Origin of the sequence: Nocardia sp. NPDC087230, from assembly GCF_044744725.1 — a bacterium.
GTDB lineage: Bacteria > Actinomycetota > Actinomycetes > Mycobacteriales > Mycobacteriaceae > Nocardia > Nocardia canadensis.
Genome location: NZ_JBIUYV010000001.1, coordinates 537,950 through 564,456 on the forward strand (window position 1 = coordinate 537,950; position 26,507 = coordinate 564,456).

26 protein-coding genes are annotated in these 26,507 nt (G+C 68.2%); 19 read left to right on the forward strand and 7 right to left on the reverse strand.

The window, feature by feature from the left end:
- Positions 1-317: 317 nt before the first annotated feature.
- The 4 genes from ACIO52_RS02480 to ACIO52_RS02495 form a co-directional block, all read right to left on the reverse strand.
- Positions 318-1,658 (reverse strand): tyrosine-type recombinase/integrase, encoded by a 1,341-nt coding sequence (locus ACIO52_RS02480; RefSeq protein ID WP_402640917.1) that lies wholly within the window; start codon positions 1,656-1,658, stop codon positions 318-320.
- Complete coding sequence (locus ACIO52_RS02485; protein ID WP_402640920.1) at positions 1,645-1,893, reverse strand: hypothetical protein; 249 nt, start codon at positions 1,891-1,893, stop codon at positions 1,645-1,647. The genes ACIO52_RS02480 and ACIO52_RS02485 overlap by 14 nt, the downstream gene beginning before the upstream one ends.
- Positions 1,894-2,397: 504 nt before the next feature.
- Positions 2,398-3,510 carry an IS630 family transposase gene (locus ACIO52_RS02490; RefSeq protein ID WP_402640922.1) on the reverse strand — a complete coding sequence of 371 codons (1,113 nt, stop codon included), beginning with the start codon at positions 3,508-3,510 and terminating at the stop codon, positions 2,398-2,400.
- 74 nt (positions 3,511-3,584) lie between these two features.
- Positions 3,585-4,430 carry a helix-turn-helix domain-containing protein gene (locus ACIO52_RS02495; protein ID WP_402640925.1) on the reverse strand — a complete coding sequence of 282 codons (846 nt, stop codon included), beginning with the start codon at positions 4,428-4,430 and terminating at the stop codon, positions 3,585-3,587.
- 604 nt (positions 4,431-5,034) lie between these two features.
- Here ACIO52_RS02495 and ACIO52_RS02500 point away from each other — a divergent pair.
- From ACIO52_RS02500 to ACIO52_RS02565, 14 genes are all read left to right on the forward strand, one after another.
- Positions 5,035-5,928 carry a hypothetical protein gene (locus ACIO52_RS02500; protein WP_402640928.1) on the forward strand — a complete coding sequence of 298 codons (894 nt, stop codon included), beginning with the start codon at positions 5,035-5,037 and terminating at the stop codon, positions 5,926-5,928.
- Positions 5,925-7,145: a cutinase family protein gene (locus tag ACIO52_RS02505; RefSeq protein ID WP_402640931.1), complete on the forward strand. Its 1,221-nt coding sequence runs from the start codon at positions 5,925-5,927 to the stop codon at positions 7,143-7,145. Before ACIO52_RS02500 ends, ACIO52_RS02505 begins: the two co-directional genes overlap by 4 nt.
- On the forward strand, positions 7,145-8,275 hold the full coding sequence (locus ACIO52_RS02510; protein WP_402640934.1) for a lipase family protein: 1,131 nt from the start codon (positions 7,145-7,147) through the stop codon (positions 8,273-8,275). Before ACIO52_RS02505 ends, ACIO52_RS02510 begins: the two co-directional genes overlap by 1 nt.
- A gap of 78 nt (positions 8,276-8,353) precedes the next feature.
- Positions 8,354-9,904 (forward strand): cutinase family protein, encoded by a 1,551-nt coding sequence (locus ACIO52_RS02515; protein WP_402640936.1) that lies wholly within the window; start codon positions 8,354-8,356, stop codon positions 9,902-9,904.
- Between the two features lie 463 nt (positions 9,905-10,367).
- Positions 10,368-10,733, forward strand: a complete 366-nt coding sequence (locus ACIO52_RS02520) for a hypothetical protein (RefSeq protein WP_402640939.1) — start codon at positions 10,368-10,370, stop codon at positions 10,731-10,733.
- 1 nt (position 10,734) lies between these two features.
- On the forward strand, positions 10,735-11,385 hold the full coding sequence (locus ACIO52_RS02525; protein WP_402640942.1) for a hypothetical protein: 651 nt from the start codon (positions 10,735-10,737) through the stop codon (positions 11,383-11,385).
- A gap of 20 nt (positions 11,386-11,405) precedes the next feature.
- Positions 11,406-11,684, forward strand: a complete 279-nt coding sequence (locus ACIO52_RS02530) for a hypothetical protein (RefSeq protein WP_378830976.1) — start codon at positions 11,406-11,408, stop codon at positions 11,682-11,684.
- Position 11,685: 1 nt separating this feature from the next.
- Positions 11,686-12,549 carry an alpha/beta fold hydrolase gene (locus tag ACIO52_RS02535; protein ID WP_402640945.1) on the forward strand — a complete coding sequence of 288 codons (864 nt, stop codon included), beginning with the start codon at positions 11,686-11,688 and terminating at the stop codon, positions 12,547-12,549.
- Positions 12,549-12,779 carry a hypothetical protein gene (locus tag ACIO52_RS02540; protein WP_189022571.1) on the forward strand — a complete coding sequence of 77 codons (231 nt, stop codon included), beginning with the start codon at positions 12,549-12,551 and terminating at the stop codon, positions 12,777-12,779. The genes ACIO52_RS02535 and ACIO52_RS02540 overlap by 1 nt, the downstream gene beginning before the upstream one ends.
- Positions 12,780-12,793: 14 nt before the next feature.
- Positions 12,794-13,432, forward strand: coding sequence for a hypothetical protein (locus ACIO52_RS02545; protein WP_402640948.1), 639 nt, complete (start codon positions 12,794-12,796; stop codon positions 13,430-13,432).
- A 10-nt stretch (positions 13,433-13,442) separates the two neighbouring features.
- Positions 13,443-14,237, forward strand: coding sequence for a hypothetical protein (locus ACIO52_RS02550; protein ID WP_402640951.1), 795 nt, complete (start codon positions 13,443-13,445; stop codon positions 14,235-14,237).
- On the forward strand, positions 14,234-15,655 hold the full coding sequence (locus ACIO52_RS02555) for a hypothetical protein (protein ID WP_402640954.1): 1,422 nt from the start codon (positions 14,234-14,236) through the stop codon (positions 15,653-15,655). The genes ACIO52_RS02550 and ACIO52_RS02555 overlap by 4 nt, the downstream gene beginning before the upstream one ends.
- Positions 15,652-17,124: an SCO6880 family protein gene (locus ACIO52_RS02560; protein WP_402640957.1), complete on the forward strand. Its 1,473-nt coding sequence runs from the start codon at positions 15,652-15,654 to the stop codon at positions 17,122-17,124. The genes ACIO52_RS02555 and ACIO52_RS02560 overlap by 4 nt, the downstream gene beginning before the upstream one ends.
- Positions 17,121-18,830 (forward strand): hypothetical protein, encoded by a 1,710-nt coding sequence (locus ACIO52_RS02565; RefSeq protein ID WP_402640960.1) that lies wholly within the window; start codon positions 17,121-17,123, stop codon positions 18,828-18,830. The genes ACIO52_RS02560 and ACIO52_RS02565 overlap by 4 nt, the downstream gene beginning before the upstream one ends.
- A 151-nt stretch (positions 18,831-18,981) precedes the next feature.
- On the opposite strand, the gene ACIO52_RS02570 is transcribed toward ACIO52_RS02565, so the two are convergent.
- On the reverse strand, positions 18,982-19,722 hold the full coding sequence (locus ACIO52_RS02570; RefSeq protein WP_402640963.1) for an alpha/beta hydrolase: 741 nt from the start codon (positions 19,720-19,722) through the stop codon (positions 18,982-18,984).
- A 581-nt stretch (positions 19,723-20,303) separates the two neighbouring features.
- Positions 20,304-20,846: a hypothetical protein gene (locus ACIO52_RS02575; RefSeq protein WP_402640966.1), complete on the reverse strand. Its 543-nt coding sequence runs from the start codon at positions 20,844-20,846 to the stop codon at positions 20,304-20,306.
- A 244-nt stretch (positions 20,847-21,090) separates the two neighbouring features.
- On the opposite strand from ACIO52_RS02575, the gene ACIO52_RS02580 reads away from it, so the two are divergent.
- A complete protein-coding gene (locus ACIO52_RS02580; protein ID WP_402640969.1) occupies positions 21,091-22,707 on the forward strand; it encodes a peptidoglycan DD-metalloendopeptidase family protein in 1,617 nt (538 codons plus the stop codon).
- A gap of 8 nt (positions 22,708-22,715) precedes the next feature.
- Positions 22,716-23,261, forward strand: coding sequence for a hypothetical protein (locus ACIO52_RS02585; protein WP_402640972.1), 546 nt, complete (start codon positions 22,716-22,718; stop codon positions 23,259-23,261).
- Here the strand turns inward: ACIO52_RS02585 and ACIO52_RS02590 are convergent.
- Positions 23,184-24,179, reverse strand: coding sequence for a hypothetical protein (locus ACIO52_RS02590; protein ID WP_402640975.1), 996 nt, complete (start codon positions 24,177-24,179; stop codon positions 23,184-23,186). The two genes, ACIO52_RS02585 and ACIO52_RS02590, sit on opposite strands and share 78 nt — an antisense overlap.
- Before the next feature lie 103 nt (positions 24,180-24,282).
- Here ACIO52_RS02590 and ACIO52_RS02595 point away from each other — a divergent pair, with 103 nt between their 5' ends.
- The 3 genes from ACIO52_RS02595 (at position 24,283) to ACIO52_RS02605 (ending at position 26,506) form a co-directional block, all read left to right on the forward strand.
- Positions 24,283-24,945, forward strand: a complete 663-nt coding sequence (locus ACIO52_RS02595; protein WP_402640978.1) for a hypothetical protein — start codon at positions 24,283-24,285, stop codon at positions 24,943-24,945.
- A complete protein-coding gene (locus tag ACIO52_RS02600) occupies positions 24,942-25,487 on the forward strand; it encodes a hypothetical protein (RefSeq protein ID WP_402640981.1) in 546 nt (181 codons plus the stop codon). The genes ACIO52_RS02595 and ACIO52_RS02600 overlap by 4 nt, the downstream gene beginning before the upstream one ends.
- Before the next feature lie 272 nt (positions 25,488-25,759).
- Entirely contained in the window at positions 25,760-26,506 is a 747-nt protein-coding gene (locus ACIO52_RS02605; RefSeq protein WP_402640984.1) for a hypothetical protein, read from the forward strand.
- The last annotated feature ends 1 nt before the right edge of the window (position 26,507 follow it).

Consider the following 26,507-nt stretch of genomic DNA (forward strand, 5'->3'; position numbering starts at 1 on the left):
TCCCAAAATCGCTGGTCAAGAAGTGCCTTCCCCACACGCGTGGGGGTGAGCCGGTCGACGAACCGGCCTACGTCATCTGGGGCGAGCCGTCCCCACACGCGTGGGGGTGAGCCCCGCGAATTGATATCTATAGCGACTGCCGTCCGGCCCTCCCCACACGCGTGGGAGTGAGCCCGGTCGGCATTCCACGTCCATCTCCACTATGTGGTCGTCCCCACCCAGGCTAGAGCAGAGCAGGCCTGATCGCGCTCGCGTTCGGGCTGCTCGCATTGTTCCTCCCACGTGGGCGAGCCTGATTCGGCCGGCGACTGACCGGGTCACGCGTCGAGATCCACTGGCATGCCGCCAATAGCCCGGTCGAGGACATTCGCTGCGGCCTGGTGGGGGCGTCCGCGCGCCATGTAGTGCTTCTGGGTCATGGAGACGTCCTTGTGTCCGAGGACGTCGGCGGTGACACGCGCCGACAGGCCCGCGTCGTCGAGGATCGTAGCCACAGCGTGGCGGAAGCTGTGCGGGGTGATGTCCTCGGCGAAGCCCAACGCTTCTCGGACCCTCTGCCACGCGTGGCCGACGTTCTGCGGGTCTCGCAATGTCCACACCGCGGATGGGAACACCAGATCCAAGTCTTCGATTCCGGGTTGGGGCGGCGAGGTCAGGCGCCGGGCCGCCATCGCGTCTTTGCGGCGTCTGAGCATCGCGACGGCGAACTCGGGTAGCGCCATGATGCCGGTGTGGTTCTTGGGGTCATCGTCGTCGGTGACCCGGACCAGTCCCTTGCCGCCGACCCGGACGACCTTGCCGACCGGGTGCAGAGTCGCTTCGTCGAGGTCGATGTCGGACCACACGAGTCCGAGCATCTGGGAGCGGCGTAGCCCGGTCGCGGCGTAGAGGGTGATGACGTCGGCGAGGTCGGCGCCTTCGCAGTAGGCCGCGACCGTGGGTGGGGTGTAGGCCTTGACCGGTGTTCCTCGGGAACGTTCGGCCTTGGACAGCTTGCGGGGACACGGGGTCTGCGAGGTTCGGACCGAGGACAGGATGAAACGCAGCTCGTCGACGGTCAGGTCACCGGCACCGCCGGTCCGACCCCTGGCTTCGACGTTTTCGGCCATTTTCGCCTCGCGCACCGGGTTGACCTCGAGCGGGGTCCGGCTGCACGCGAACCGGAACATCCCCGAGAGCACGTTGCGGGCGGTGCGCATGTTCGACGGGCCTCGGGCGTGCCCGACCTCCTTGAGAAAGGCCTCCACGGTCGCTGTCGTGACTTCGAAGAGCCGTCTGCCGCCGAAAGCGGCGTCGAAGGTCTTGGCGGCCTCGTCGTAGCGGCTGACGGTGCCCGCTGCGCGGCCGAGAGAAACGAGGTGGTCGCGGTAGTGGCCCCACAGCTGTATGACGGTCATCGAGTCCGACAGCTCGTCATCGAGGTCGACGCGGATGTCGACGGCGGCAGCTAGCACGGCATCGAGCGCGCGTTGGCCGGTGCGATCGGGCAGTTCGCGCCCTTGAGCATTGAGCTTGATCGGGGAGAAGCGGGTGACGTCGCGTCGCCGGCCGGAGGTGTCGCGGATGTAGACGCGGGCCTTCCAGTGGCCGGGGGAGACCTCGGTGAGCATCGGCTTGCCGGGGACCCCGAGTGGCCGCGGTGGTCTACCCCGCCTCATCGTCGGGCTCCTCTGTCGGGTCGGCCAGGTTCGTCAGGGCGGTGTCGAGTGCGTCGATGTCCCAACGGAATTCCTTTCCGACTCGGATGGGCTTGGGTAGCCAGGGGTGCTTATCCGGTTTGCGCGCCCAACGGCGCAGCACTTCGGGATGAACGCCGACGTGCGCGGCGGCGATCTTGGTGTTGACCCACCGGCGCAGCGGCGGCGTGAGGCCGGGTGGGGGTTCAGCAGACACAACTGCCGCCGGGGTCCTCGGGGTGGATCCCGCGGGCGCTGAGGTGGAGGAGGGACCGGGAAGGCCGGTTGGTCCCGAGATTCGCGGCGTCTCGGCAATATTGATGGGTTCGCCGGAGCCCGATCGTCAGCTGGGTCGCTGCGTTGGAACTGAATTCGGCAAGACTGAACCTGTTACACCGCGCTGGGAGCCGAAGTGCTGTTGCGCTGCGGCGAGGCAGTGGCGCGCGATCAGGCCGAGAATTCTCGCGCGTCAGGTGTGTGGGGGTGTGGGAGTGAATTTGCATCGGGCACCGTGTTTCTGCCCGATCAATGGCTCTTCCTTATCCAGGAAACCTGAAATTTGCCGAGTTCGCTACCGGTATTTCGCGGGCGGTGTCGAATTCAGGGTTGTTCGCGTTCACGGTCAGCGGCTGATGCTGCTGTGAACGGTCATGGAAACACCTCCGGCGCAGTGGATGGACTCCACTGCGCCGGACGGGATCGTTTGCTGTCTAGTGCCTCGTCACGCAACGTTCGGTAGGTAATCGGGGCGCCGAATCTTGGAGCCGACCGCGAAGTCCTGGATCGGTCGGGCGTGCTGGTTGCGCCAACGGATGTAGTCACCGATCGCCGCATCCTGCGCTGTATGGGTGCGATGGTCGGTGCCGTTGAGCGCGAAGTACCGCAGCGCCGCGAACTCGCACTCGATCCGGTTCAACCAGGACGAGTACGTTGGCAGGAACACCAACTCCACACCATGGCCCACGCACCATTCCCGCACTTCACGCCGCTTGTGGACCGAGTAGTTGTCGAGGATCAAGTACAGGCGTTCGTCCGGCCATCGGGCGCGTAGCGACTTCACGAACGCCAGGAACTCGATCGCGCGTTTGCGGTCCCGGATCCGGTAGTACAGCTGACCGGTGGCCAGGTCCAGGGCACCGAACATGTGCCGGACACCGGCGTTGCGGTTGTAGGTGGCGCGCAACCGCGTCGGCCGCCCAGCCTGCTGCCAGCCGCGGCCGGCGCGGGGCTGCAGGTTCAGCGGCCCGAACTCGTCGACGCAGACGACACGCCCGTCCGCCAGCGGGTTGTCGTAGAGATCCAGCACCCGGCTCATCTTCTCCACGAACTCGGGGTCGTTGCTGGTCTTCCATGTTTTCGTGGCCTGCCATGACACCCCACCGGCCTTGAGGATCCGGCGCAATGTCTCCCGACTGATGTCAGCGATCCCGTTGCCGCGCAGCACCTCTGACAGTTTCGATAGGCTCCACGCCGAGAACGGCCACCCCAGGTCCCGGGGGCAGCACCGAGCGATCTGACAGATCCGGTCACGCGTGGCCGGATCGGTCTTCGCCGGTCTGCCCCCTTTCCATTTTGGGTCCAGCGCGTCCATGCCCTTCTCGTTGAAGTCATGGATCACTTGTCGCACATACGATTCCGACACTTGCATCAGCTTCGCGATCAACGGAACCGGTTGATGCTGACCTGAGGCCATCACCACGATCGCCCGCCGCATCCGCACGGGCTGCTTGCTACGCCGCCCGATCTGGGCGAGTTTGCGGCCCTCCTCCGACGTGAGAGCCCTGACGAACACATCCGGCTTGCGAGCCACCGGCACCACCTCCACCGGCAGCATCACCGCTCGACCGGTCGAGGGCAACCCGCCACCCCGGGTGGCGGGTTACAGCATCAACCTTTCAGGACACGGCACTAGGTGATTTCGGGTCCGGAGTAGGGCTCGGGGGTGGCGGTGAAGAGCTGGATGTGGTGGGCCAGGATGCTCTCGGTCAGGGTGAGCTGGTAGGAGACCGGGACGCCGCCGGGGCTGTGGGCGTGGAGCAGGAACCGGGAGTCACGCCCGAAGGAGATATCGGAGCCGGCCGCCCAGAACCGCTGAGCTTCTTCGTTCGGGGTCAGCGCGGTGACGAGTTCCCGCGCCTGCTCGGAGTCGCGGTACTTGCCCATGATGCCCTTGAGCATCGACACCGACCAGGCGCCTTCGGCCTCGGGATCGACCACGGCGGCCTTGCCTGTGTCGGTGAACATCCACACCGGCAACGACCGGCTCTCGTCGATCCCGGGCAAGACCTCGGCGAACAGATCGTTGTGTGCCAACACATTCCACAGCGGATCGACATAGGCGGCCGGGATGTTCCGAGTCTGGAACCGGTCGAGGTTCGACAGCAGGGAAGGATCGCGTTGAACCCAGGTGCGAAGGTACGGGGCCGGCGACAGCGGGATCGCCGGGATGGCGAGGTCGCGCAGATGCGCGGCCATCGCCGGACCCAGCCGGTACCCGGAGATGATCAGTTCCATGAACTTGGCCGACGGCAGCGATTCACCGCGTTCGAATCGACCGAGGTGAACGGCACTGAACTCGAGGACTATCGCTGCTTCTTCCCGCGAGAGCCCGCGGCTCTCGCGTAGCCACCGGAGGGTGGTGCTGAACTCGGGAATCGAGATGGGTGGCGGATCGGGGTCAGGTCGGCGACGGCTGGGACTGCTGCGCGGAGACTTCTGTGTCAATGCTCCCCCCCAGGAGCTCGTGTTGGACATCACGGATTGTGAGGTTTGATCTGAGCATCACCACGCGGTGATGGCATCGGTTGTACCAGAACACCTTTCGTGCGGCAAGGTTTGCCCTCACGTCTCGACATGGTGAACGTAAGTGTTCGCCGAAACCGCAGGATTTGTGTGGTCCGGGTCACTCCGGGGGGTCCGCCGGGTGTCTCTTCGAAAACTTCTTTTCCGCCCAAATTTGGCGAATCGCCAGCGCAGGACGCAATTCTCAACTTGTCATTTTTGACGTATCAAATCTGATAAGCCAATGAGGTAGCGGCGCACCAGGTTTCGTGGATTGAATGGATATCGCAAGACGAAATCCATTCGAGAAAGGAAATCCTGTGGACCCCATCGTGATCGTCGGCTACCTCAACGCGGGGCTGTCGCTGGCGTCGAACGTGCTGGCTCTGGCCGGCAACGCGCTGAACCTGGTGCTGCACTTCCTCTGACCCGCCGAGAGGCACCGCCGAGCTCGGTGCATCACTGACCGGCGGTGCCCCGCAGGCGCCGCACAGAACATTCTCGCCGCGCACGACGTCCAATCCGGCTGCGGCACAAACCCTCAGCTTCACCTTTCGAGGAGAGAGGTCTCCCTGTCATGCCCGAAAACTCTCCGACCACCCACGAAAGCGCGGTGCGCGGTCGCCACAGAACTCCCGCCACCCGTCGAGCCAGCACGCTGCTCATCGCCGCAGCGATACCGGTCGCCATCGCCATCGGAGTCGCCGCACCCGCCCACGCCGCCCCGCCCCTGAGCGCGGTCGCCGACCAGGGCGGCCTGGACGGCTCCGCCCAGCCGGGCACCGAAACCCCCACGCCACCACCGGCTCCCGAGACCGAACCTCAGCCGGAGCCGGCACCGGTGCCGCAGTACTACGAGCAGCCCGCCGAGGTCCGCAAGGGCCCGTCGCGGCCCGCGCCGAGTGTGGAGGAGCCGGTCGAGCCGGTGCGGATCGAGGAACTGCACCTGCCCGAACCGGTGGAGCCGGTCGCGCCGATCACCCCGCCGGAGAACACGATCCGGATCGGAGAGTTCCAGACCCCGAGCCCGGACTGGCTCCCGGTCGAGGTCCGCGACACGATCAACAACACCGCCGCCGGAGCCGAAGCCCAAGTCGCCACCGCCCTGGACTCGATCGGCATCCCCGCCGGACGCTCCGACCGCGTCTCCGGCGCGGTCCTGGGCGGCGCCGGCCTCGGCGGCGCGGCCGGAGCGACCGTGCTCGGCGCCCCCGCCGCCACGGCCGGAGCAACCGTCGGCGCGCTGATCGGCGGCACCGTCGGCGGGATCGCCGGAGCCGCGCTGGGCATCATGGTGCCGGTCCCGATCGTCGGCCAGGTCACCAGCGGCGTCGCCGGAACCGCTTTGGGCGGCGCTGCCGGTGCGGCGGCCGGTGCGGCGATCGCCGGAGTCCCGGTCGCCGTCGTCGGCGCGGTCGTCGGCGGCACTATCGGCGCCGGGTTCGGCGCCGGTGTCGGAGTCGGCCAATGACTCCTCGCCGGGTCGCGGCCACGGTCGCCGCTGTCGTGCTGAGTGCTGCGGCGGTGACCGCCGCAACCTCGGTCGGTCCTGCGAACGCGGTGCCGATCAACGGCTGCCCAGCCCTATACCTCCTCGGAGTGCAGGGCACCGGTCAGTCCTCACCGACCGCGGACCCACTGGCCGATACCGGTGTGGTCGGGTCGCTGATCGGGCCGGTCGTGTCCACCGTCCCGGCGTTGGTGCAGCGCGCCTACATCGGCTACGAGGCCGGGTTCGGGGGCATCGTCCCCGGCGGCGGCGCCGACCCCTACGCGTCGTCGGTCTCGGGTGCGCGAGCCAACCTCGACGCCGCCGCAGCCCAGATCATCGAGGCCTGCCCGAACACGATGCTCGCCGGGGTCGGCTACTCCCAAGGCGCCCAAGCGATGGCGAGCTTCGCCCGCGACGTCGGCTCCGGCAACGGACCCGTCCCTGCGGATCGGGTGGCCGGGATCGCGCTGTATGCCAACCCCGACCGCGGCCAGCTCGAGCCGGTCTTCCCCGGACGGCCGGGACAGACCGTGCCCGACGCGGCACCGGGCACCAGCGGTGCGGCAGTGTCGACGGTGCAGGTGCTGGCCGCACCGGCCGGGGGAGCGGGGATCGCGACAACCGCCGACGGCTACGGCGAGCTCACCGGCCGGGTCGCCGACATCTGCAGCGACGGCGACCTCGCCTGCTCCGCACCCGGGCAAGCCGCAGTCCTTCGCCTGGGAGCGGAATTGTTCGCTCAAGCTGATCTGACCAACCCGATCGGCGCCGTCTCGACCCTGAGCTCGGCGTTGTCGAGCGCGCTCGGCGACGCCTGGAACACCGTTGTCCTCAACGACTTCGAGGTTGATCTCGGCAACGTCGACTACGCGCCGCGGGCCAGTCTCGGTGATCGGCTCGTCGATGCCGGTGACCCCCGCACAGCCAGTCCTGATCCGACCGCGTCAGGTGCACGGTGGAACGAGATCGTCGCGGCAGTTGCGGCAAATCCGCTGGTCGTGGGGAAGTTGATCGCGCAGCTCGGCGCCGCGTGGGGACAGTTGGCAGCGGAGAACGCCGAGTTGGTCAACCCGGTCACCTGGTGGCGGTTCGCCGACACGGTCGGGCGCCACAACGGCTACGCCCTGACCGGGCAGATGAATTCGGGCATAGCGTGGATGGTCGCGCTGGCCCACGACATCGCCGGAGCCCGGTAATGACCGGCACCGAACCCATCGACCCCTTCTACAACAACACCGCCCTGAGCGCCCGCGCCGAGCACGGGATCGTCCTGCGCACCCGCAACGTCACCGTCCCACACCTGGCGGGGGTGGGCCGGGCCTGGCAGGTGGTCTACACGACCCGCACGGGTCGCGGGGTCCCGATGCCGGCCTCCGGCATCGTCCTGGAACCGAAGACCCGGACCGGGAACGGGACCGCGCGACCTCCCGTGGTGGTCTACGTTCCGACCTTCCACGGTCTCGGCGGCCGGTGCGCCCCCTCGCAACTGCTCGTCGCCGGCACCGAACCCGACACCAGCAGCATCAGCGCGGCGCTGGCCCAGGAATGGACCGTCGCTGTCCCCGACGGTATCGGTCTGGGCATCACCGGCTTGCAGCCGCACCACTTCCTCGCCGAAGAAGCGGGCGCGCACGCGGTCCTGGATCTGGCCATCGCCTTGACCAAACCCGCTGCTGCGGGCCGCCGTCCGGTGCCGGTCGCGTTCTGGGGCTACGCCGACGGCGGCCGGGCCGCTGTGGCGGCGGCCGAACGCCAGCCAGGCTATGCCCCCGATCTGGATCTGCGGGCGGTCGCGGCCGGTGCGGTGATCCGCGATCCGCGGGCGTTGATCACCGCGCTCAACGGTGGCGCGTGGGCGGGGTTGGCGTTCGCCGGGATGGTCGGGCTGATGCGGGCCTACTCCTACCTGCCCGTGGACCACCTGCTCACCGACGACGGCCTGCGCGCGGTGCACCACGCCTCCCAGCTCGACCAGTCGCGGCTGATGGTGGAGTACCTGCAACCCCTGTCGGTGTGGTGCGAACGCCCCGACCCGTGGAACGACCCGGTCTGGCGCTACGTGTTGACCAACGAGGTCATCGGCACCGAAACCCCGCTGGTCCCGGTGCACCTCTACCACGGGCTGGCCGACGGCCTCGTTCCTGTCGAGTCCGGGCGGGAACTGTTCGCCGAGTACACCTCCCGCGAGGTGGCGGTGTCGTGGTCGGAATACGACACCGGCCACCTCGGCGCCGCCGACCTCGGCGTCCCCGACGTCTTCACCACCCTGCGCGCGGGATTCACCCGCCGGTCCTCCGGTCGCGAAGGACCCCTCCAATCCACCTGACACGCCTGCCCGCGCCCGCCCCTGCACGGGCGCGGGCAGGCCGACCACTGACGAAACCGCGAGAGGAAGCCGAAGCCGATGAACCGCCCCGTAACCCATCACGTGACACGAATCGTCGCGACAGTCGCCCTGGCCGCGACCGCCACCATCGGCGGGTCGGCCGTCGCTGACGCCGATCCGTCTACCACGGCGCCGAGTACCTCGGCGACGGCGAAGTCGACATGCCCGCTGCTCTACGTCCTCGGCGTCCAGAACAGCGAAGAAGGCGCGGCCACGACCGTCGACACCGGCGACACCGGCGTCCTGGGACAAGCCTTCGGCCGGATCGCCAGCAACGCCGGTGCGGGAATCGAGCGGAGCTACATCGTGTTCGGCGCCGACATCGGGGACGCGAACTACGCCACCGCGGTGAGCACCGCGACCGACCAGATCGAACAACTCGCCACCGGAGTGATCGAACGGTGCCCCTCGGCCCAGATCGCCGTCGCGGGGTACGCCCAAGGTGCCGCAGCGGCAGCCACTTTCGCAGAAAAGGCAGGTGCAGCACGATCCCGAGTGCCAGCGGACAAAGTTGCCGCGGTCGCGCTACTGGCCAATCCCTCACGGCGCGCCGCCACCGGCGTGCTGCCGGGCACCGACAACGCCAGGACGCCGACCGCGGCGCCGGGCACCGACGGTAGCAGCGTTTCGAAGATCAGCCTGACCAACACCGGCCTGTCCGGCGCGGGGATCGACGCGGCGGCGGGCCCGGTCAGCTACGGCGCACTCGCCGGGCGGGTCGCTGACCTGTGCGTGGCCGGGGACGCGACCTGCGACGTCCAATCGGGAAGCCCGTTGGTGAGCGCGGTCGCCAACATCTCCGGCCAGACCGAAGGCAAAGACCCGATCGCCGCGATCGCGACAGTCGCGCAAGCCCTGGTCAGCACGGCCTTCACCACCGCGGTCGGGGTCGTCAACGACGACCTCAGCGGCACCAGCCTCGACCAGCTGACCTACTCGCCCTCGAAGAACCTCGGCCAGCGCGTGGCCGAAGCCTCGTCACCGACAGCGAGCGTGCCGACCGAATCCGATGCGCTGTCGGCGTTGTTCAAGATCGGCACGATCGGCCTCAACGCGGTCGTGTCGGTCGCGCAGAAGGTGTTCACCGCGACCACGATCGCCGAACTCGCCGCCGTCGGCTTGTCGAACCCGGCCGCCGCCCTCGCCGTGCTGGGCACGAAAGTCGCTGACGCGGTCGTGGATCTGATCCCTCCCCAATCGATCAGTACCTGGGTCAACGACGCCTTCGAAGCGATCACTTCCACGATCACCGACACCCAAGACCTGTACACGACCTCGGCGACCGCCCAGTACAGCGATTCCTCCGGTCGGCGCAGCAGCTACAGCACCGTCGCGGCGACCATCACCGGCGACAGCCCGTTGGCCGCGACCGCGGCCTGGTTCACCGCCGTCGCGACCGACCTTGCCAGCGCTTTCCCGCCCTCGCCCTCGGCAACCGCGACCTCGACGACCAGTGCCCCCATGGCCACGAGTCCGCCGTCGACATCACCGAATCCAACCACCACCACGACGCCGCCGATTCCACCGTCGACCACGACCGGTCCGGCGACATCGGTCGCGCGTCCCTAGACCCCTTCGGAGCACAAGGGCTGCCACTCGGTTCCCCCTCCGATCAGTGGTTCTTCCAGCGGTGTGCTCCGAAGGGCCCCAGCCACCCATCCCGACCCCCACCCCGTTCGAGGAGGTGAATCCCATGCCCCGCGACGACCTACTTCCCGGCCACGGCGCCGGATGGCTGAACGAGCCCCACGGCGATAGCGAACAGCCCGCCTACACCCAACTCGAAGACCCGCCGACAGAGCCGATCTCGTCGACCGCGGTATCCGACCCAGCGGGCAACCGGACTGGTGCGTCGGGGCCCGGATTCAGAATCCGCACTTGGACAGCCCTGTTCGCGATATTCGCGGTGGGAATCCTCGCCGGCACGGTCGGGGCCTTCGGGGTCGCCATGATGCCGAACACGTCTCCATCGAGCGTTCCGACCCTGGCGAGTGCGTCCACGACCGCACCGAGCTCGACGACACCTCACCGCGTGAGGGCCTGCACCGGGCTCAAGGCGGCGACGGTGACCGACGGCGCGGGCGACACCACGACCGTCGCCGGGGTGGTCGCGAAGTTCCAGCACGCCTACTACGTGCAACGCAACGTCGACGCCGCACTGGCGTTGGTCGGCCCGCAGTCCGGCGTCACCCGAGAAGGCCTCACTCCCGTGATCGCGGCCTTGCCCGCTGGTGTCGCTCATTGCGTCGGGGTCGACGTGGTCGCCGAGAACACCGCCGAGGTGCACGTGGTCGAGCTCCGGACCGACGGGACCCGCTCGGACTACCTGCAGCTGGTCAACGTCGCCACCGGTCCCTCGGGCCTGGTCATCACCAACGTCCAGAGACGAGGCAACTGACATGGTCGCCCTGACCCCTCGTGATCACCGACTGCACGCGATCGGCGGCCGCCGGTTGGACCCGGCCACCGTGCACCCACCCGCCAACTGCGCCATACATCGCATCGAACCGTTGCCGATCACTGGTGCGCATCCGCCGCTGGTGGCGATCGTCGGCGCCCACGGCGGTGCCGGAACGTCGACGCTGGCCCGGTGGTGGGCGCCCGCCGCCGATTGCGGGCAACGCTGGCCTGCCTCGCCGGAGACCACGCAGCGGGTCGTGGTTGCGGCACGGCTGTGCCTTCCCGGGCTGGTCGCATGCGCGGACCGGCTCCGCGAATGGATCGTCGGCGCGGCTCCCGATGGTGTCGAGGTCATCGGTGTCGTCCTGACCGCCGCGCGACCGGGAGCGGTCCCGGCGGCGGTGCGCCGCTACCGCGCCAATATCGCCGAGCTGACCGAGCTGGTGTGGGAGATCGGCTGGCACAACGAACTCGTCGAGCGAGAACTGGGCGAGCTCGCCCGGTTCACCCCCTTCACCCCGGCCCCGCCGCGGCGGTCCGGCCTGACCGAGGCCGTGCCCGCCGATGTCCACCGTGTCGGCAGCGAGCTCATCGCCGTGCTCGCCGCTTCGTTGAAAACCGCTACAGAAGAACAGGATTCGGAGAGATGAGAATGTCCACGCTATCGATTGTGGGAGACAGCCTCTCGGTGCTGTCGCAGCAGATCACGGTCAACCCTACCCGGCCACCGGGCGGGGAGAAGCTGACCAACCTCGTCGGCTACCTGAGCTGGTTGGTGATGCTGGCCGGGATCGCGGCCCTGATCTACGCCGGCGGGAAATTCGGGTGGGAACGCTGGCACGGCGGTGCCGTGGAGTCCCCCAAGATCGTGTTCGCGGCCCTGGTCGGCGGCATCATCGCCACCTCCGCCGGCGCGATCATGAACGCCGCCGTGGCGGGAGGCAACTGAGATGACCGAATCCCGCACCAACGCAACACCGTTCACCCGCGCCCGCGACCGGAACAGGTTCACCGTCACCACCGACGACGACACCCCACTAGTGCTCACCCGCTATGGGCGCCGCGACGCCGCAGCGACCGTGATCTACCTCCACGGCCCACTCGCCGACGCCACCTCCTGGACACCGCTGATCAGCGAAATCCACCAGCACTTCGGTGGCGAGATCGCACAGCTGGTCTACGACCAGCGCGGACACCGCCATGGAGTCCCATTCCACCCCGACCGCCCAGGTGTTGAGCAGCTGGTCGCTGACCTCGACACCGTCATCGCTCACGCCAGCGGCCGGGTGATCCTGGTCGCGGAGTCCTTCGCCGCGATCCTGTTGCAGGAGTGGCTGTTCCGTCACCGCCGCGGTGTCCTGCGTCTGGACGCGGTCGTCGCGATCTGCCCGGTGCCCGCGCTGCCCGGCGACCGACGGTCCGTCCGATCCGGACTCGCCGACCTGGTACGCCAGCCCGGTAGCTCCCTGGAACGCGATCTGGGGATCGCCTTCGGCATTCTCGACTGCGACAACGATCTACCGATCCTCGAGTCCGTCGGCGCGCTGATGGACGCGCTGCGGGCAGGGGTGTCGGATGTGGCGGTCGTCGAGGACATGCTGCGTGCCACCCCGACCTGGATCGTGGCAGGCAAACAGGACCGGCTCGTCGGCCACCAACTGGTCGCGGAACTGGCCGACACCGTGTGGGCCGAATGGGTCCTCGTCGACGACGCCGGACACGACCTGATCGCCACCCACACCCGCATCGCCGCCGACGCGGTGGTCGCCGCGCTGGAAGCAGCCCACGAACAGACCCTGTTCCGGGGCGCTTGATGCTCGCCACACCCCTGCCCGCCCAAGTCCTTTCACCGCTGACGCAGCTGGTGAATTGGCTGGCCTGGTTCGTGCTGCTGGTCTGCATCGCCCGCGCGACCTGGGTCGGCGGCCAGCTCGCGATCCGGATCTACCGCGAGGAAGCCATCGAAGGCTTCCTCGGCTCCCTGGCCGCCGCCGCACTACTCGGCTCGGCCAGCGTGCTGGCGATCGCCATCCTGCCCACCTGACCAAGGACACACTGATGACCCAGAAACCACCGCAACCCGACAGTCACGGCGCGGTCGCTGTGATGATGCTGGCAGCACTGCTGTCCGTCGCAACCGGCTGTACCGGCACCGACACCGACCGCGCGCCGACGAGCACGACGAGCTCGGTGCCACTGGTTCCTAGCGGCGTGAGCTGGCGGTCCTGGCAGGGCATCGAGCTGCCCGTGGCAGAGCAAGGCCCGCACTTTATCGAGGGCGCGGTCGCCTCGGACTTCGACCGCTCACCGGCCGGGGCCGCGCTGGCCGCGATCCACGCCAGCGTGCGGATGTCGCTGGCCCCGGACGGGCAATGGCCGCAGGTTGGGCAACGGATGCTCGCCCCCGGGCCCGGCCGCGACAAATGGGCGACAGCACGCGCCCAGATCTCGATCACCAGCCCCGCGTCGGAGTCGGTGCCCACCCTCCTCGGCTACACACTCGCGGCCTACACCCTCACCGAAGCGCGCGTCGATATCTACAGCTCGTATGCCGACCACTCGATGACCCGCAACACCGCCAGGGTCGTCTGGGTGGTCGACGGATGGCGGCTGCACTTGGCCGACCCGGTGACCGAAAGCCCTGTCACCGCTGTCGATTCCGCACCGGCCGACATGATCCCCCTGACCCGCCCGTAAGGACCTCCTGATGCGTCCACTTCGTCTGCTCCTGACCCTGCTCACCATCATCGCCTCGATCGTCGTCGTCGCTTTCGTCGTGACCGTCGCCGACGACGACCCCGAGAACCCCCAACCCCCACGCGCACACACCGAAACAACCACCGACCGAACGCCGTCGACGACCTCCTCGCAATCCCGACCACCGACGGTCGACATGTTCGGCAACCGGCTCGAAGTCCCCGCCGACGACGCGGGGGTGCCACTGCCACAGACTCTCGACGGCCGCATCGACCCCGCACGGCCGGACTACCTGACCGCCGCACCGGCGCGGTTGCAGTGGCAGCGGATCTGGGGCGGTGCCGCCGTGCCGGTCTCGGGCAGCGACGGCCCGGCCCGCATCGACAGCGGCGTGGCCGCGGGGTTCGCCCGCACTCCGCAGGGCGCGGCGCTGGCGGCGATGGACGCGATCGGACGGGCCTACGCCGCACCGGAGACGATCTGGCAACAGGTAGTCCGTTACCGCTTCTACGGCGGCGGTGACGCACTGATCGCCGGGTTCGCCCGATCCCGCGCCAGCGCACCAGGAATGGCACGCTACGTGACCGTTCCCGAAGGCGTGCGGATCCAGCCCGGCTACCGCGACGACCTGGCCGTGGTGCAACTCGTGGTCCGCTCCACGAGCGGCTACGCGGTCGCGACCTGGCCGATGGTGTGGGTCGAGGGCGACTGGCGCATCCGCGTCCCCGACGACGTCGACACGCTCTGGCGCCCCGGCACACCCACCGCGTCCACGGCAGGATTCGGCAACTGGAGACAGTCGTGACCAGCGTCCTTGCCGCCCCGGCAGCACCGGGCGGGGACATGCACGCCCAGGTCACCGATCTCGCCTGCATCGCGGTGCCCGGCATCAAGGAGGTCTGCCAACTCGGGGGCGCGGCCGCAGGCGCGGCGAGCGCGGCGCGGGACTCGGTGATCGATGGCCTCGCCTCCGACCTCATCGAAAGCCTCGTGTCTGCGCTGCGAATGGTGATGGCGTGGTGGACGACATTCCCGTCGCCGGACTTGTCGACTGCCGAAGGACGACCCGCCCCGGTACTCGCCCAGATCCGCGAATACACCAGCGGGTTGCAGGTGGTGCTACTGACCGCGGGGATCATGTTCGCCGCGGCACGCCTGGCCTTGGCCAAGCGAGGGGCAGTGGCAGGCGAAGCGCAGGAGAGCTTCTTGATGCTGGCGCGCGCGATCTTCGGCGCGCTGACCTTCGGAGCGCTGATCACCGTCGCCACCACCGCCGGTGATGAATTCGCCGACTGGGTCGTATTCGACGCGACGCGTGGCGATCTCGACTCCGCAATCGACCGCATCGCCGATCCGAAGATCATGGCCAACCTCGGTCCCGGAATCCTCCTGGTCTTGAGCGTGCTCGGTTTGATCAGCCTGCTCGTCCAAATGACCATGCTCGTGATCAGGCAAGCTCTGCTCGTCGTAGTGGTCGCGGTAATCCCCATGGCCGCTGCGGCGTCCGGGACCAGCCCAGGCTCTCAGGCCTACAAGCGACTCGTGGCGTGGTCGCTGGCATTCGTGTTGTGGAAGCCGGTCGGAGCGTTGGTGTATGCGATCGCGTTCACCGTGACCGGCGGCAGCGACCAAACCGATCCCCAGATGGTGCTCCTCGGGGTGATCTTGATGGTGATGAGCGTGGTCGTTCTGCCCGCGCTGATCCGTTTGATCGCACCCGCGGTCGCCACGCTCGGCGGTGGGGGCGGCGCGACCTCGGTCCTGGCCGGCGCTGGCGCCGGTATCGCAATGTCGGCTGCGGGAAGCCGCCCTCAGGCCAGAAAGATGTCCGAATCCGAAAACACCGGACAGTCGAGCCACGGCAGCTCCCCACCCCCGGGCCCAGGTGGTGCTGGCGGAGCGCGATCGATGACCGCGAGTACGGGATCACCTCAGGCCGAGACCACTCCCACAGCAGCAGCTGGTGGCGGGCCGGTCGCGGCGGGACCTGGAGTTGGCGGTTCTAGAACCGGCGGGGCGTCAGCGGCGGGTGCTGGTGCATCAGGTCGAGCGGCAGCGACCGGAGCGATGGGGGCCGGTCCTGCCGGTGCGGCGATGTTGGGCGCGCAGCTCACGGTCGGCACGATGCAGAGCCTGGCCTCAGCCGCGCAAACCGCTGTCCCGGAGTCGCCCTCAGCACCGATCGACCCCGACGCCCTCGGTCCCGGGGAGGTACGGCGATGACCACACGCATGTACGGACGGTGGGAACAGCCTCGTTCGGCCGGGTTCTTCGGGCTGACGTGGGGTGTTTCTCTGCTGGGGCTCGGGTTGATCATCGCGGTGATGGTGTCGTTCATGATCACCCGCTCTCTCGAGTTCACTGGGATCATCCTGCTTGCCGCCGCCGTGGTGTTCGTCCCGCTGGCGGTGACGCGGAACGGGCGTACCGGCTGGGAGCTGCTGTTGTTGCGCGTCCAGTTCGCGCGCTCGCGTTCCCGGGGTGAACTGACCTACCGGTCTGGTCGGTTCTCCAGGCTGCCTGGGATCGCGAAACTCCCCGGTTTACTGGCTGATTCGCGTCTGACTGAGTACGAAACCCCGGGTGGCAAGCGGTTCGCGATGCTGCACATCCGGCGCAGCGACCACTACACGGTGATCGTGCGGGTGATCCCGCGAGGCAAAGAGCTCGTCGACCAACCCCAGATCGATTCCTGGGTGGACGGTTTCGGCCAGCTCCTGGCTTCCCAAAGCCGGGGCGGGGAAGTCGTCGCGGTCACCGCGGTCCTGGACAACACGGTCGAGACCCGGTTGAAGCAGACCCGCGAAGTCACCCGGTTGGTCCGCGACAACGCCCCGGACTTCGCGAAAGCGGTGATGCGGGAAGCCGCCGCGGACAGTGGCGGGGTCGGGGTGCGGATCGAAGCCCGCATCGCGATCACCTACCGCGCGATCGGCAAGGGCCGCATCCGCCGCGACCAGGCCGAGCAGGCCCGCGAGATCGGGCAACGCCTGCAATCGGTGCTGTCCCAGCTCGCCCGCGCCGGCCTGCCCGCCACGCCGCTGCACGCGTGGGAGGTGTTGGGGTTGGTGCGCAGCCGCTACGACCTCGCTTCCCAGCGTGATGTCGAGGCTGCTGGCGCGCAGATTACTGAGTCGCAGTCTTGGGAATCGGTCGGCCCGCTCGCGCATCAGGATCGGTGGGATCACTACGTCCACGACGGCGCCCGCTCCATCACCTGGGAGATGGACGGCGCCCCTCGCGGCGCGGTGATGGAAACCGTCCTCGAAGAACTCCTGCGGCCTCGTCCGGACGTGCCGCGTAAGCGGGTCGCGATCGTCTACCGACTGCACTCGGCGGCCGAAGCGACGTCGCTGGTTGATTCCGATTTCCGGGACGCGGTCGCGGCCGAGCAGACCGAGCGCGGGATTTCCTCGGCGTCGGCGCGGATCCGGGTCGGTAACACCCAAGCCGCGCGCGAGGAACAAGCCCGCGGCGCTGGATTGACCCGGTTCGGGGTGTTGGTGACGGTGACCGATCACCTCGACGCTGATCTGCCCGGTATCGAAGCCTCGGTGAAGGGGTTGGCGGCGGCATCGCGGTTGACGGTGCGTCGCTGCTACGGCTACCAAGCCGCTGGCTTCGCCGCATCCCTGGGTATCGGGCTGGTCCTGCCGGAACACACCTCGATTTCCAAGCGGGTTTCGGGATGAGCACCCGACGCGAGCCACGTCGACAGCAAAACCCGAAATCCGAAGTGGTCGAGGGCATCAGCCTACTCACCAGCACCCGCCGCGCCCAGGTCGAGGCCATGGCCACCCGCGGCGGCCTCGTGGGCTGGCGGGCGCGGATGCTGCTCTCGAGCGATGATCACCGGCGCGCGACCGCGACCCGACGCCGCGACGGCACCACCGGTGACGGGTTCGACCTGACCCCGCCCGCGTTCACCGACCGCGGCTACGCGGGCCCCGGCGGCGGCCGGGCAGCGGTGGTGCCGAGGACACCGGAGTGGCGGGCCACGACCGTGCAGGTCGCTGGACTGTGGCCGTTCTGCGTCGGCGCGACCTCACCGACTGTCGGGGTGCCGGTCGGCAGCCACTACATCACCGGCGCCCCGGTGCATTTCGACCCGATGAGCTGGTTCCTGCGCGGGTTCATCACCGCACCAATCGCGTTCGTGCTGGCGCTCAACGGGTTCGGCAAGTCCTCCCTGATCCGGCGCATCGTCGCCGGAGCGGTCGCGGCGGGGGAGACCGTGCTGTGCATGGGCGACACCAAAGGCGAATACCGCGACCTGGTCGAACGCCTGGGCGGGCAGGTCGTCGACATCGGCTACGGGCACGGGACCGTGAACCCTCTCGACGTCGGCGCGCTCGGCTCGATCATCGCCCGGCTGCCTGATCCTGATCAGCGTCGCCAGGTCGCCGCCCGGGTGGAAGCAGGCCAGATCAATATCATCGCCGGCCTGATCGAGCTGGTGCGCGGCGGGCGGGTCGCCGACTACGAAGAGGTCCTGCTCGCCGCAGGGTTGCGCGAGCTCTACAGTCCCGCAGGCGGGTTCACCCATCAGAACCCGCCGCTGCTGGAGGACCTGCTCGCGGTGATCTCTGCCGGTGGTGACCGGCTGCGTGCGTTCGCCGAGGAAGACGACGAGCTCGCCTACCGGGCCGCGACGAAAACGCTGCGGCGGTCGATGCGGGCGCTGGTCGAGGGCCCGTTCGGGGCGATCTTCAACGGCCCCACCACCACCCGCATCGATCTGGCCAGTCCGGCGATCTGCGTCGACATCTCCCACATTCCCGAGGGCGACACCAAACTGCTGGCCGCGGTGCTGATGACGTGCTGGTCCGACGGTTTCGGTGCCGTCGCGGCCGCTCACGCGCTTTCCGATGCCGGGCTCGCCGCAGCGCGGACGTTCGAGGTCGTGATGGACGAGATCTGGCGGGTCCTGGGTGTCGGGGAGTTCATGGTCGACCGCGTCGACGCTTTGACCCGGCTCAACCGGCCGTTGGCGACCGGGTTGATCATGTGCTCGCACACCATCAAAGACCTCGCCGCGTTCGACTCACCCGCCGCCCAAGCCAAGGCCTTGGGGTTCTTCGAACGGGCACGGGCCAAGATCATCGGGCCGGTCGGCCCCGATGAGGCCACCCGGATCGGCGCTGTCGCGGGCATGACCGACACCGAGCGCCTGCTGGTCACCTCCTGGGCCGCACCACGACCACCCTCGGACGACGACCTCGATACCTCACGTCGTGAAACCCCGCCAGGGACGGGGTGTTTCCTGCTCAAGACCGGTGAGGCGAACGAGCCGGGGATCCCGTTCCGGATGGTGTTCACCCCGACCGAACGCGACTCCGAGGTGCACAACACCAACCGACGGTTCGACAAACTCGACACCGGCCCGGCGGCCAGGTGATCCGGGATGCGCTGTAGGTTCTCATGCTAGTTGACGCCCTTCTCATTGATTCGGCACTGATGTGGCGCGTATGCCATATCGATGAGAACCCGGATGTGCGGCATCCTGGCCGACAGCTCCTTTCACCTGCTGCCAGCCAGGATGCACTGGCTCACTTCAGGTGCCGGGCGAAGAACCGGTTCCCGTCATCCGCCTCGGACGCCGGGACGCCGGTGTGTCCGCCCATATTGGCGTGCAACGCCTTCTCTTTAGAGCCGAACGCGTCGAACAGGTCCAGGGCCATCTGTCGGTCGTTGCCTTCGTCGTCCCATTGCAGCAGGACTTGCAGCGGAATGGTGACCTGCCGGGCCTCGGCGACTATGACACGCGGCACGAAGCTCCCGGCGAACAACAGGGCAGCGCGGATGCGCGGCTCGACCGCCGCCAGCCGGACCCCGATGGAGATCACCCCTCCCGAATACCCGACCGGGCCGTCGATTTCGGGCAGCTCGAGTAGAGCGTTGAGGGCGGCCTGCCATTCCGGGACCGCCTGGTCGACCACTGGGAGGATGAGCCGGTCGACGATGTCGTCGGTGACCGCCTCACCGGCCTGCAACGCCCTGCGCAGGTCCGCGCGGGCCTCATCGGCGGCGGTAGAACCTGGCCGCTCACCGGTCCACGGGTTCTCGATGGTGGCCGCGGCGAAGCCCGCCGCCACGGCATACCTGGCCCGCGCCAGCAGCCGCGGGTACATCTTCTGCAACCCGAGCGGGGGGTGGCCCAGCAGGATCAGCGGCACCGGTGTGGATGCGGATGATCCGGGTGTCCACAGGATGCCAGGGATCTCGCCGAGGGTGAATGCGCGCTCGAGGATGCTGTCGTCATCGAGGCGCTTTTCGGAAGTGAATTGCATGGTCGTGCCTTTCGGGAGTGCTCTTGAACGGCGCTCCCGGACGACCTATCGCCCGACCGTGACCCAAGAGGGGAGCACCCATGTCGATACTGCGTTCACGGGCACCACCTCCTCTTTCTCTCGCACGGCCTCCGGAACGCTAGCAGCGGTCATCGCGATCCGCCAACGGGTTTTCGGAGGCTCCTCGGCCGGATGCCACGGAACCGAACCACTCGCCTAGAAGCCGGATGGTTCATCCCGCACCTCGAAGACCGAAGCGGCCACCCCCGCATCCGACCCGACCTGCCGCCGCATCCAGCAACTCCCTATGGCCGAACCGTCGCACCACGGGCCGTCAATGACCGCCAGGTCCGAGAAAGCGCCAAACCAATGAGAAACCAGAGACGCAAAACCGTTGAGAAACCACTGGATATGAGCAGGTCTTCACGAAAACAGATGCCAGATATAGCGAGAACCTACAGATGTTGGTTCTCATGACTGATTGCGGATTCTCAGTCATTCTGCGTCGATCTTGCGTCTACGCAAGACCGTTGAGAACGTACTCTCTACTCGGTTCCAGGCGGCGAGCCGACCACGGCAATTCACCGATCGCTGAGAATGGTCTCCACCACGATCACCTTTTCCTCCTCGGCCGCGCCATAGCCGTCCAGATCCGCGCTGTGCCATTGTTCGCCGGGCCGAACGCGATGAAATCGGAAGGTTCCGCCGGTGGTGTTCGCCCCGATGATGCACCGAAGAGCAATCGGCTCGTTCAGCGAGTGCCCACAGCGGGCGATGCACAGCGCCAACATGAGGCCCTGAACCAGCACGCGGCGCTGGTCGCCCTCGGAAATCATCGGAACACCGAGCTCATCCCGCAGCCCCTTGTCCACCGGCACGAAGTCATCCAGATGGAAGCTGCTCGCGTCGACCTCCCACTGAGTCAGGTCGACGGAGTTCCCCAAAGGGCGCGTGGCCCGCTCGACCTGATCGGCGAAGACAACGACCTCGCCACAGCGCACGACACCGGCTTGTGCCCGCTCCCGCAGCTCAGGCACCGATCCATCGAGCACACCGCCACCGCCGACCGACACGAACGTGCCCACGCTGTCGGCCGCCGCGTCATTCATCTGCACCGAGATCACGCCACACCCTCTCACGACCCAACTGGCGAAACGCCATCCCCACCAGCTCGAGCAGACACCGGAGGAAAACCGCAAGACCAACGAGATACCAGTTACGCAAAACCGCAGAGAAGCACCGTGATCCGACCAGCTCACGTGCGGTGCAGCCGCAAACAAGAACGAGAACCTACATGCGCGCAGTCGAGCTCCAGCCACCACGCCACCGTGAGGCGACCGCCCGCGCGGATCGTTCGGGGGTGAGGACATGACCGGAACCACGCGCGTCGCCATCGCCGTCGCCTCGGTGGTGATGCTGCTGCTCACCCTCCTTCTGCTGCTCGCGGGGATCGACGACAACGCGTGCGCCGCGACGACCGGATCAGGTTCACCGGCCCGGTCCGCGCCCGGCGCCAGGACGATGCCCCTGGCCGCGGGGACTTACACGTTGACCTCGGGATTCGGGATGCGGTGGGGCGAACAGCATCAGGGCCAGGACTTCGCCGCCGAACCCACGACCCCGATCTACGCGGTCGCTGACGGTGTCGTGGTCCGGGCGGGTGAGGCCACCGGTTTCGGGTTCTGGGTGGTCATCGATCACAACATTCGTGGGCAGGTCGTGTCCTCGGTCTACGGCCACATGTTCCCCACCGACGTCCTCGTCGATGAGGGCGACACCGTCGGCATCGGGCAACGGATCGCCGCCGTGGGCTACAACGGCCAGACCGTCCCCACCGGCCCCGAGGGCGCGCATCTGCACCTGGAGATCTGGACTGGCGGAGGCAAATTCGGCGGCGGCACCGCCGTCGACCCGATGGCGTGGTTGCAGGCCAGCGAGACCTCGCCCGGCACGACCGCCACCTCGTCGACGACACCAGGCCCCGGATCCACGATGGCCGGAAATGCAGGCGAGGAGCTGCCTGTCCTGGCGGCTTCCATCGGGTCCGAGGCAGGGCTGCAGGTGGACACGATCCGGGTGGCCCGCACGATCGCCGTCGAATTCCCGCAGATCCAGACGATGTACGGGCAGCGTGAGGATCCGTTGCCTGATCATCCGAGCGGGCGTGCGGTCGACATCATGATCCCGAACCCGTCCTCCGGCAACGGCAAAGCCCTCGGTGACCGGATCGCCGACTACCTCATCACCAACGCTGCGCCGTTGCGGGTCGACTACATCATCTGGCGCCAGACCTACCGCGCCGCCAGCGGTGAATCCAACGTGATGGAGGACCGGGGTGGCGACACCGCGAACCACATGGATCACGTCCACGTCACCACCCTGGGGGGCGGCTATCCCGACGGTGCACCGATCGAATCCGCAGCCACCAACCCGACCTCGGCCGGCCCCGCCGGATGTGGGACCAGCGCCGGGGAATCGGACCTCGCGCCTGGCGCGGTCCCCGCGGACCTCGAGCCCTGGTATCGCCAAGGCGGCACAGTGTGCCCGCAGGTCAGTGCCTCGTTGTTGGCGGCGCAGGGTAAGCAGGAGAGCGGTTTCCAGCGCGGTCTGACTTCGTCGAGTGGCGCGCAGGGGCTGGCGCAGTTCCTGCCCGGCACCGCGTCCGCGCTGGCTTCGGATGGTCGCCCGTATGTGATCGACGCTGACGGCAACGGCACCGCGTCGGTGTGGGATGACGGGGACGCGATCATCGGCCAAGCCCGCTACATGTGCGACATCGCCGCCAAGATCGAGGGCTGGATCGCGCAAGGCTCCGTGGTCGGCGATCTGACCACGCTCACCTTGGCCGGATACAACGCCGGTGAGGGTGCGGTCCTGCGCTCGGGCGGATTTCCCACCGGCTCACCCGATTACGAAGTCCAAACCCGGCCTTACGTCGCGAACATCCTCGCGATGGCCGCCCAGATGTCGACCTCGATGAGCTGAGGACACCCATGACGAAACGACTGCCACTCCGATCAGCCGCCACCGCGGCCGCCGTCGTCCTGCTCGGTCTGCCGCTGGCCGGGTGCAGCAGCGACCCGGCCGCAACCGATCCACCGGCACCGACCGAATTACACAGCGAGGGACCGACACCCGAGACCGCCGACGCCGCGACAACGGCCCGGATGGGGCTCTCGGCGATGTTCTCCTGGCAGCCGAGCACCGACACCGGTCCCGGCGCCGCCCTGGCCCGTGCCTTGCCGTGGCTCACCGGAGACCTCGCCGCCGCGGCGACGACCGCCCCTGCCAGCGGGATGCGGCCGTTGCCGGAATGGGTGGGGTGGCGCGACAGCGGCGACATTGTTTCCGCGCTGGTCGAGGCACAGCCACCCCGCACGGTCGGAGCCGAGACCTCGGTGGTCGCGGTCGTCACCCAACTGGTGGTTCACCGCGACGGCTCGGCGACCCGCCATCAGCGCCTACACGTCACCGCCACCGTCGCGAACACGGCTGCGGGATGGCGGATGACCGGCTACCGCGTCAACCCCGGGACCTGACATGCCCGAAACCACCAGCAAGCCCATCGCACTGATGACACTCGACATGAACCGGAAACCCATGCCCCGGCCCGAGGGCACCGGGCACCGGACAGGACCACCGCCATGACCGAACCGACCCAAACCCACAGCACAACAGCCCATTCGGTCGTGCATCGGCGCTTGGCCGCCGCGATTCAGAACGTCGCTGCCGACCTGGCGATCCTGTCCGGTGAACCGCGCATCGAACGGCCCACACAGGCAACGATCCGCGATCTGTCCATCGCCCACCGTGTCTTGCGTGAACAGGCCGCCGCGGTCGGCGTGCCATCGACCTGGATCCAGGCCGCCACCTCGGCGGGGCGCCAGGGCCGACGAAGCACCGGCGAACAAGTCCTTCCCGCCGCGCATGCCGTACCGCGATCGCTGCTGGTCGCTCAACTGCGCCACCAGGTCGAGGCCCTCTACACCCTGCCCGCCCTGGCCGTCCTCCGCAGCAATCGCGGCCAGGTCGAGCCCCGCAACGCCGCCCGTTTGAGCGAGCACATGCGGTTGCAGTGGCTGCGGGTGGCGATGACCGCGGTCGCCATCGACACCACCGACGCCGAAACACACGGTTGGTTCGACCTCACCCCGACCGTGTGGCAACCGCGACTCGCGGCGGTCGCGCAGCAGCTCGACCTCGAAGGTGGTCGGCCCTGGCGTGCGGTGACTCAACCCGCGATCGTGCGCGAAGCGCGATGCCGCGTCGCGGCGATGCGCCTGGTCGGCATCAGCCTCGATGCGAGCCGGCCTCATCAGCTGCCACCGGCCCCGCACCTGCTCGAAGCCAGCGCCGAACACGCCTGGGAGACCCGCGAGGAGGTCGAACGAACCGCCGGGGAACTGATCGGCGCGGCGATCGACGCGACCGGCGTCACCGCCACGGATCTCGATCACGCCCAGGACGGCGCACACGACCTGCCGCCCCCAGCAGTGTCGTTGCCCCCCCGTTTCAGAACTCGACCTGTGACCACAACGATTTGCGAAAGGAGCCCCGCTCATGAGGCCACCGCGTTCCCCGTTCGGTGCGTTCGCGCCGATCAGTCCCGAGGACATGGTCCGTACCCGTGCCACCGAGTTGTTGACCTTCACCCGCACCGAGGACTTCGATCGGCTCGCCATCGAGTACGGGTTCATCACCCGCTACCTGGCCGACCGGTTCGTCACCGCGCTACTCGATATCGGCGTCGACTACGACGGCCTGCTGCACACCGAGATCACCCACGCCACCACCGACGCCCCGCTCGTGCGCCAAGCCGCGACCGGCCCGAAGTTGCTCGTGTGGTCGGCAGCGACGTTGGAGGCGTTCACCCTCTGCGCGGCCACCGGCCGAATGGTCTGGCACGAACCGTTCCCCGCACCCACCCTGCGCGACGGGGTCGTCGCGGCCACGACCTCGGCGGAGAAGGCGATCGAACTCGCCGGGCACGCCCTGCGGGATTGGGGTGCCCAAGCCGGAGTCCTGCGGTTGAACCTCGCGCGTAGCCGCGGCCTGGACCAGCCACGGCTGCATCGCCTCGCGAGCGTGACCGGATTGGTGCTCGAGGTCGCGACCATCGGCGCCCACAACCCGGCCGCCGAACAATGCCTGCACCCCGAGCCGGTCCGGTGGCGCGCAGCCGACCTGCTCGACCTGTGGCAGCGCGATCAGGCTATGTCATGACCCCGAGCCTCACGAGTCCCTGGGTACTGCTCAGCGCCCTGGTGATCGCGGCCGTGGCGATCGGCTGCAGCGCCAACCAGGCGCGGCCGGTCCTCGAACCAGCTTGCGGTGCAGCGGCGTTCCCGCCTCCGCACGAGGGCGTGCGGCCGTGTTCGGCGACGGAGGTTCTCCACGCCGCAGTGTCGACGATGTTCGGGCTGGATCCGCTCGCCGGGCGTGACGTCAGCGCGGGGCTGGTCGCCGCGCGGCCCTTGCTGCAGCCGGCGTTCGCAGCCGATGCCCGCGTGCGGATGCCCGAGTGGTCACCGATCACGACGGGGCAGTGGCAGGACTGGGCTGGCGGACAGATCGGAGTGAGCACCGAGGTGCGCATGCGTGCTGATGATCTTGTCCCCGATACGGCGTCGTCGACGAGCCGGGTCCTGGCGGTCACGATCACCCCGGCGGCCGGGACGCCGATCGTGTTCACCGTCTATGCCCGCGCGACCCGCCACTACTCCGAAAGCGCATGGCTGCTGGCTGAATTGCGGGTGCTGTCGTGAGCGGGGACCCGGTCGAGGAAAGCGGTCAGGCTGTCCGGCAGGGGTTCGTGCAGGCCTTGCAGACCGCCCACACCACCACCGGGCTGATTCGTGGTTGGGGCGCGGACTCGCGATCGCGCATCGAGTCCGAGCAGCGCGTGGCTTTGGCCGGAGCGAAAGAGCACCGGTCGGCGATCGAGCACGCGGTCCGCCTGGGCAACCTGGGCGCGGACCACAACTTGACCCAAGCGCGGATCGAGGAGGTCCGTGCTCGTATCACCAACGCGGGCAAGGTGACCGAGGTCGACGTCCGGCACAAGGAAGCCCAGATCACCCGCGCCGACAAAGACCTGCAACGGCGCGAAAAAGACGGCGAGCTCGCGCGGAACCAGAGCACGGAAGTCCACAAGAAGCGGATCACCAGCTACACCAACCGCGAAACGCGTGAGAAAGCACTGCACGCTCTCGATGTCGAGTACAAGAAGCTGCTCATCGACATCCGGCGCCGCGCTGCCGGTTTCACCGAAACCCTGCACCGATCCAACGAACCCGCCGACGCGGCCAAGGCGTCGGCGGCCCAGTTCGCTGCCGCCGACGCCACCCGTGACCTCTCCCCGGAGGCCGAGGCTGCCGCGCAGGCCTACCGGGAACGGCTGATCGACGACACCGGCCTCGATGTCGAGGACCTGTTCACCGACAGCGACCGCGCGAACGTGGCCGATGGTTGGTCACACGGCCTTGAGGATGTGGCCGGGTTGGCTGAGGACCTCACGATCGCCGCGCACCTGCACCACGAATCCGGGCTCGGCGTCGATGACCTCGACCGCGGCCACGCCCCAGATCTCGAGGTGATCGATGCCGAGGTCGTCGAGGCCGGGGAGTGGATCGAGTCCGTCGTCGCGGCGACCGGGGTCCACGACGTCGATCTCTCCGCGCCGGATCCCGGCCTGATCGACGGGGGCGGGCAGCCGTCGCCGCGTGCGCCGGGCACTGAGATCGAAGTGTGGCGTGGTGGTCCCGAGGTGGGATGGGGCCGGTGAG

What these genes read in the sequence shown, in the direction of transcription:
- ACIO52_RS02480 (WP_402640917.1), bottom strand. Translation starts at nt 1,658, where the DNA reads ATGAGGCGGGGTAGACCACCGCGGCCACTCGGGGTCCCCGGCAAGCCG.
- ACIO52_RS02490 (WP_402640922.1), bottom strand. Translation starts at nt 3,510, where the DNA reads ATGCTGCCGGTGGAGGTGGTGCCGGTGGCTCGCAAGCCGGATGTGTTC.
- ACIO52_RS02495 (WP_402640925.1), bottom strand. Translation starts at nt 4,430, where the DNA reads ATGTCCAACACGAGCTCCTGGGGGGGAGCATTGACACAGAAGTCTCCG.
- ACIO52_RS02500 (WP_402640928.1), top strand. Translation starts at nt 5,035, where the DNA reads ATGCCCGAAAACTCTCCGACCACCCACGAAAGCGCGGTGCGCGGTCGC.
- ACIO52_RS02505 (WP_402640931.1), top strand. Translation starts at nt 5,925, where the DNA reads ATGACTCCTCGCCGGGTCGCGGCCACGGTCGCCGCTGTCGTGCTGAGT.
- ACIO52_RS02510 (WP_402640934.1), top strand. Translation starts at nt 7,145, where the DNA reads ATGACCGGCACCGAACCCATCGACCCCTTCTACAACAACACCGCCCTG.
- ACIO52_RS02515 (WP_402640936.1), top strand. Translation starts at nt 8,354, where the DNA reads ATGAACCGCCCCGTAACCCATCACGTGACACGAATCGTCGCGACAGTC.
- ACIO52_RS02525 (WP_402640942.1), top strand. Translation starts at nt 10,735, where the DNA reads ATGGTCGCCCTGACCCCTCGTGATCACCGACTGCACGCGATCGGCGGC.
- ACIO52_RS02535 (WP_402640945.1), top strand. Translation starts at nt 11,686, where the DNA reads ATGACCGAATCCCGCACCAACGCAACACCGTTCACCCGCGCCCGCGAC.
- ACIO52_RS02540 (WP_189022571.1), top strand. Translation starts at nt 12,549, where the DNA reads ATGCTCGCCACACCCCTGCCCGCCCAAGTCCTTTCACCGCTGACGCAG.
- ACIO52_RS02545 (WP_402640948.1), top strand. Translation starts at nt 12,794, where the DNA reads ATGACCCAGAAACCACCGCAACCCGACAGTCACGGCGCGGTCGCTGTG.
- ACIO52_RS02550 (WP_402640951.1), top strand. Translation starts at nt 13,443, where the DNA reads ATGCGTCCACTTCGTCTGCTCCTGACCCTGCTCACCATCATCGCCTCG.
- ACIO52_RS02560 (WP_402640957.1), top strand. Translation starts at nt 15,652, where the DNA reads ATGACCACACGCATGTACGGACGGTGGGAACAGCCTCGTTCGGCCGGG.
- ACIO52_RS02565 (WP_402640960.1), top strand. Translation starts at nt 17,121, where the DNA reads ATGAGCACCCGACGCGAGCCACGTCGACAGCAAAACCCGAAATCCGAA.
- ACIO52_RS02570 (WP_402640963.1), bottom strand. Translation starts at nt 19,722, where the DNA reads ATGCAATTCACTTCCGAAAAGCGCCTCGATGACGACAGCATCCTCGAG.
- ACIO52_RS02580 (WP_402640969.1), top strand. Translation starts at nt 21,091, where the DNA reads ATGACCGGAACCACGCGCGTCGCCATCGCCGTCGCCTCGGTGGTGATG.
- ACIO52_RS02585 (WP_402640972.1), top strand. Translation starts at nt 22,716, where the DNA reads ATGACGAAACGACTGCCACTCCGATCAGCCGCCACCGCGGCCGCCGTC.
- ACIO52_RS02595 (WP_402640978.1), top strand. Translation starts at nt 24,283, where the DNA reads ATGAGGCCACCGCGTTCCCCGTTCGGTGCGTTCGCGCCGATCAGTCCC.
- ACIO52_RS02600 (WP_402640981.1), top strand. Translation starts at nt 24,942, where the DNA reads ATGACCCCGAGCCTCACGAGTCCCTGGGTACTGCTCAGCGCCCTGGTG.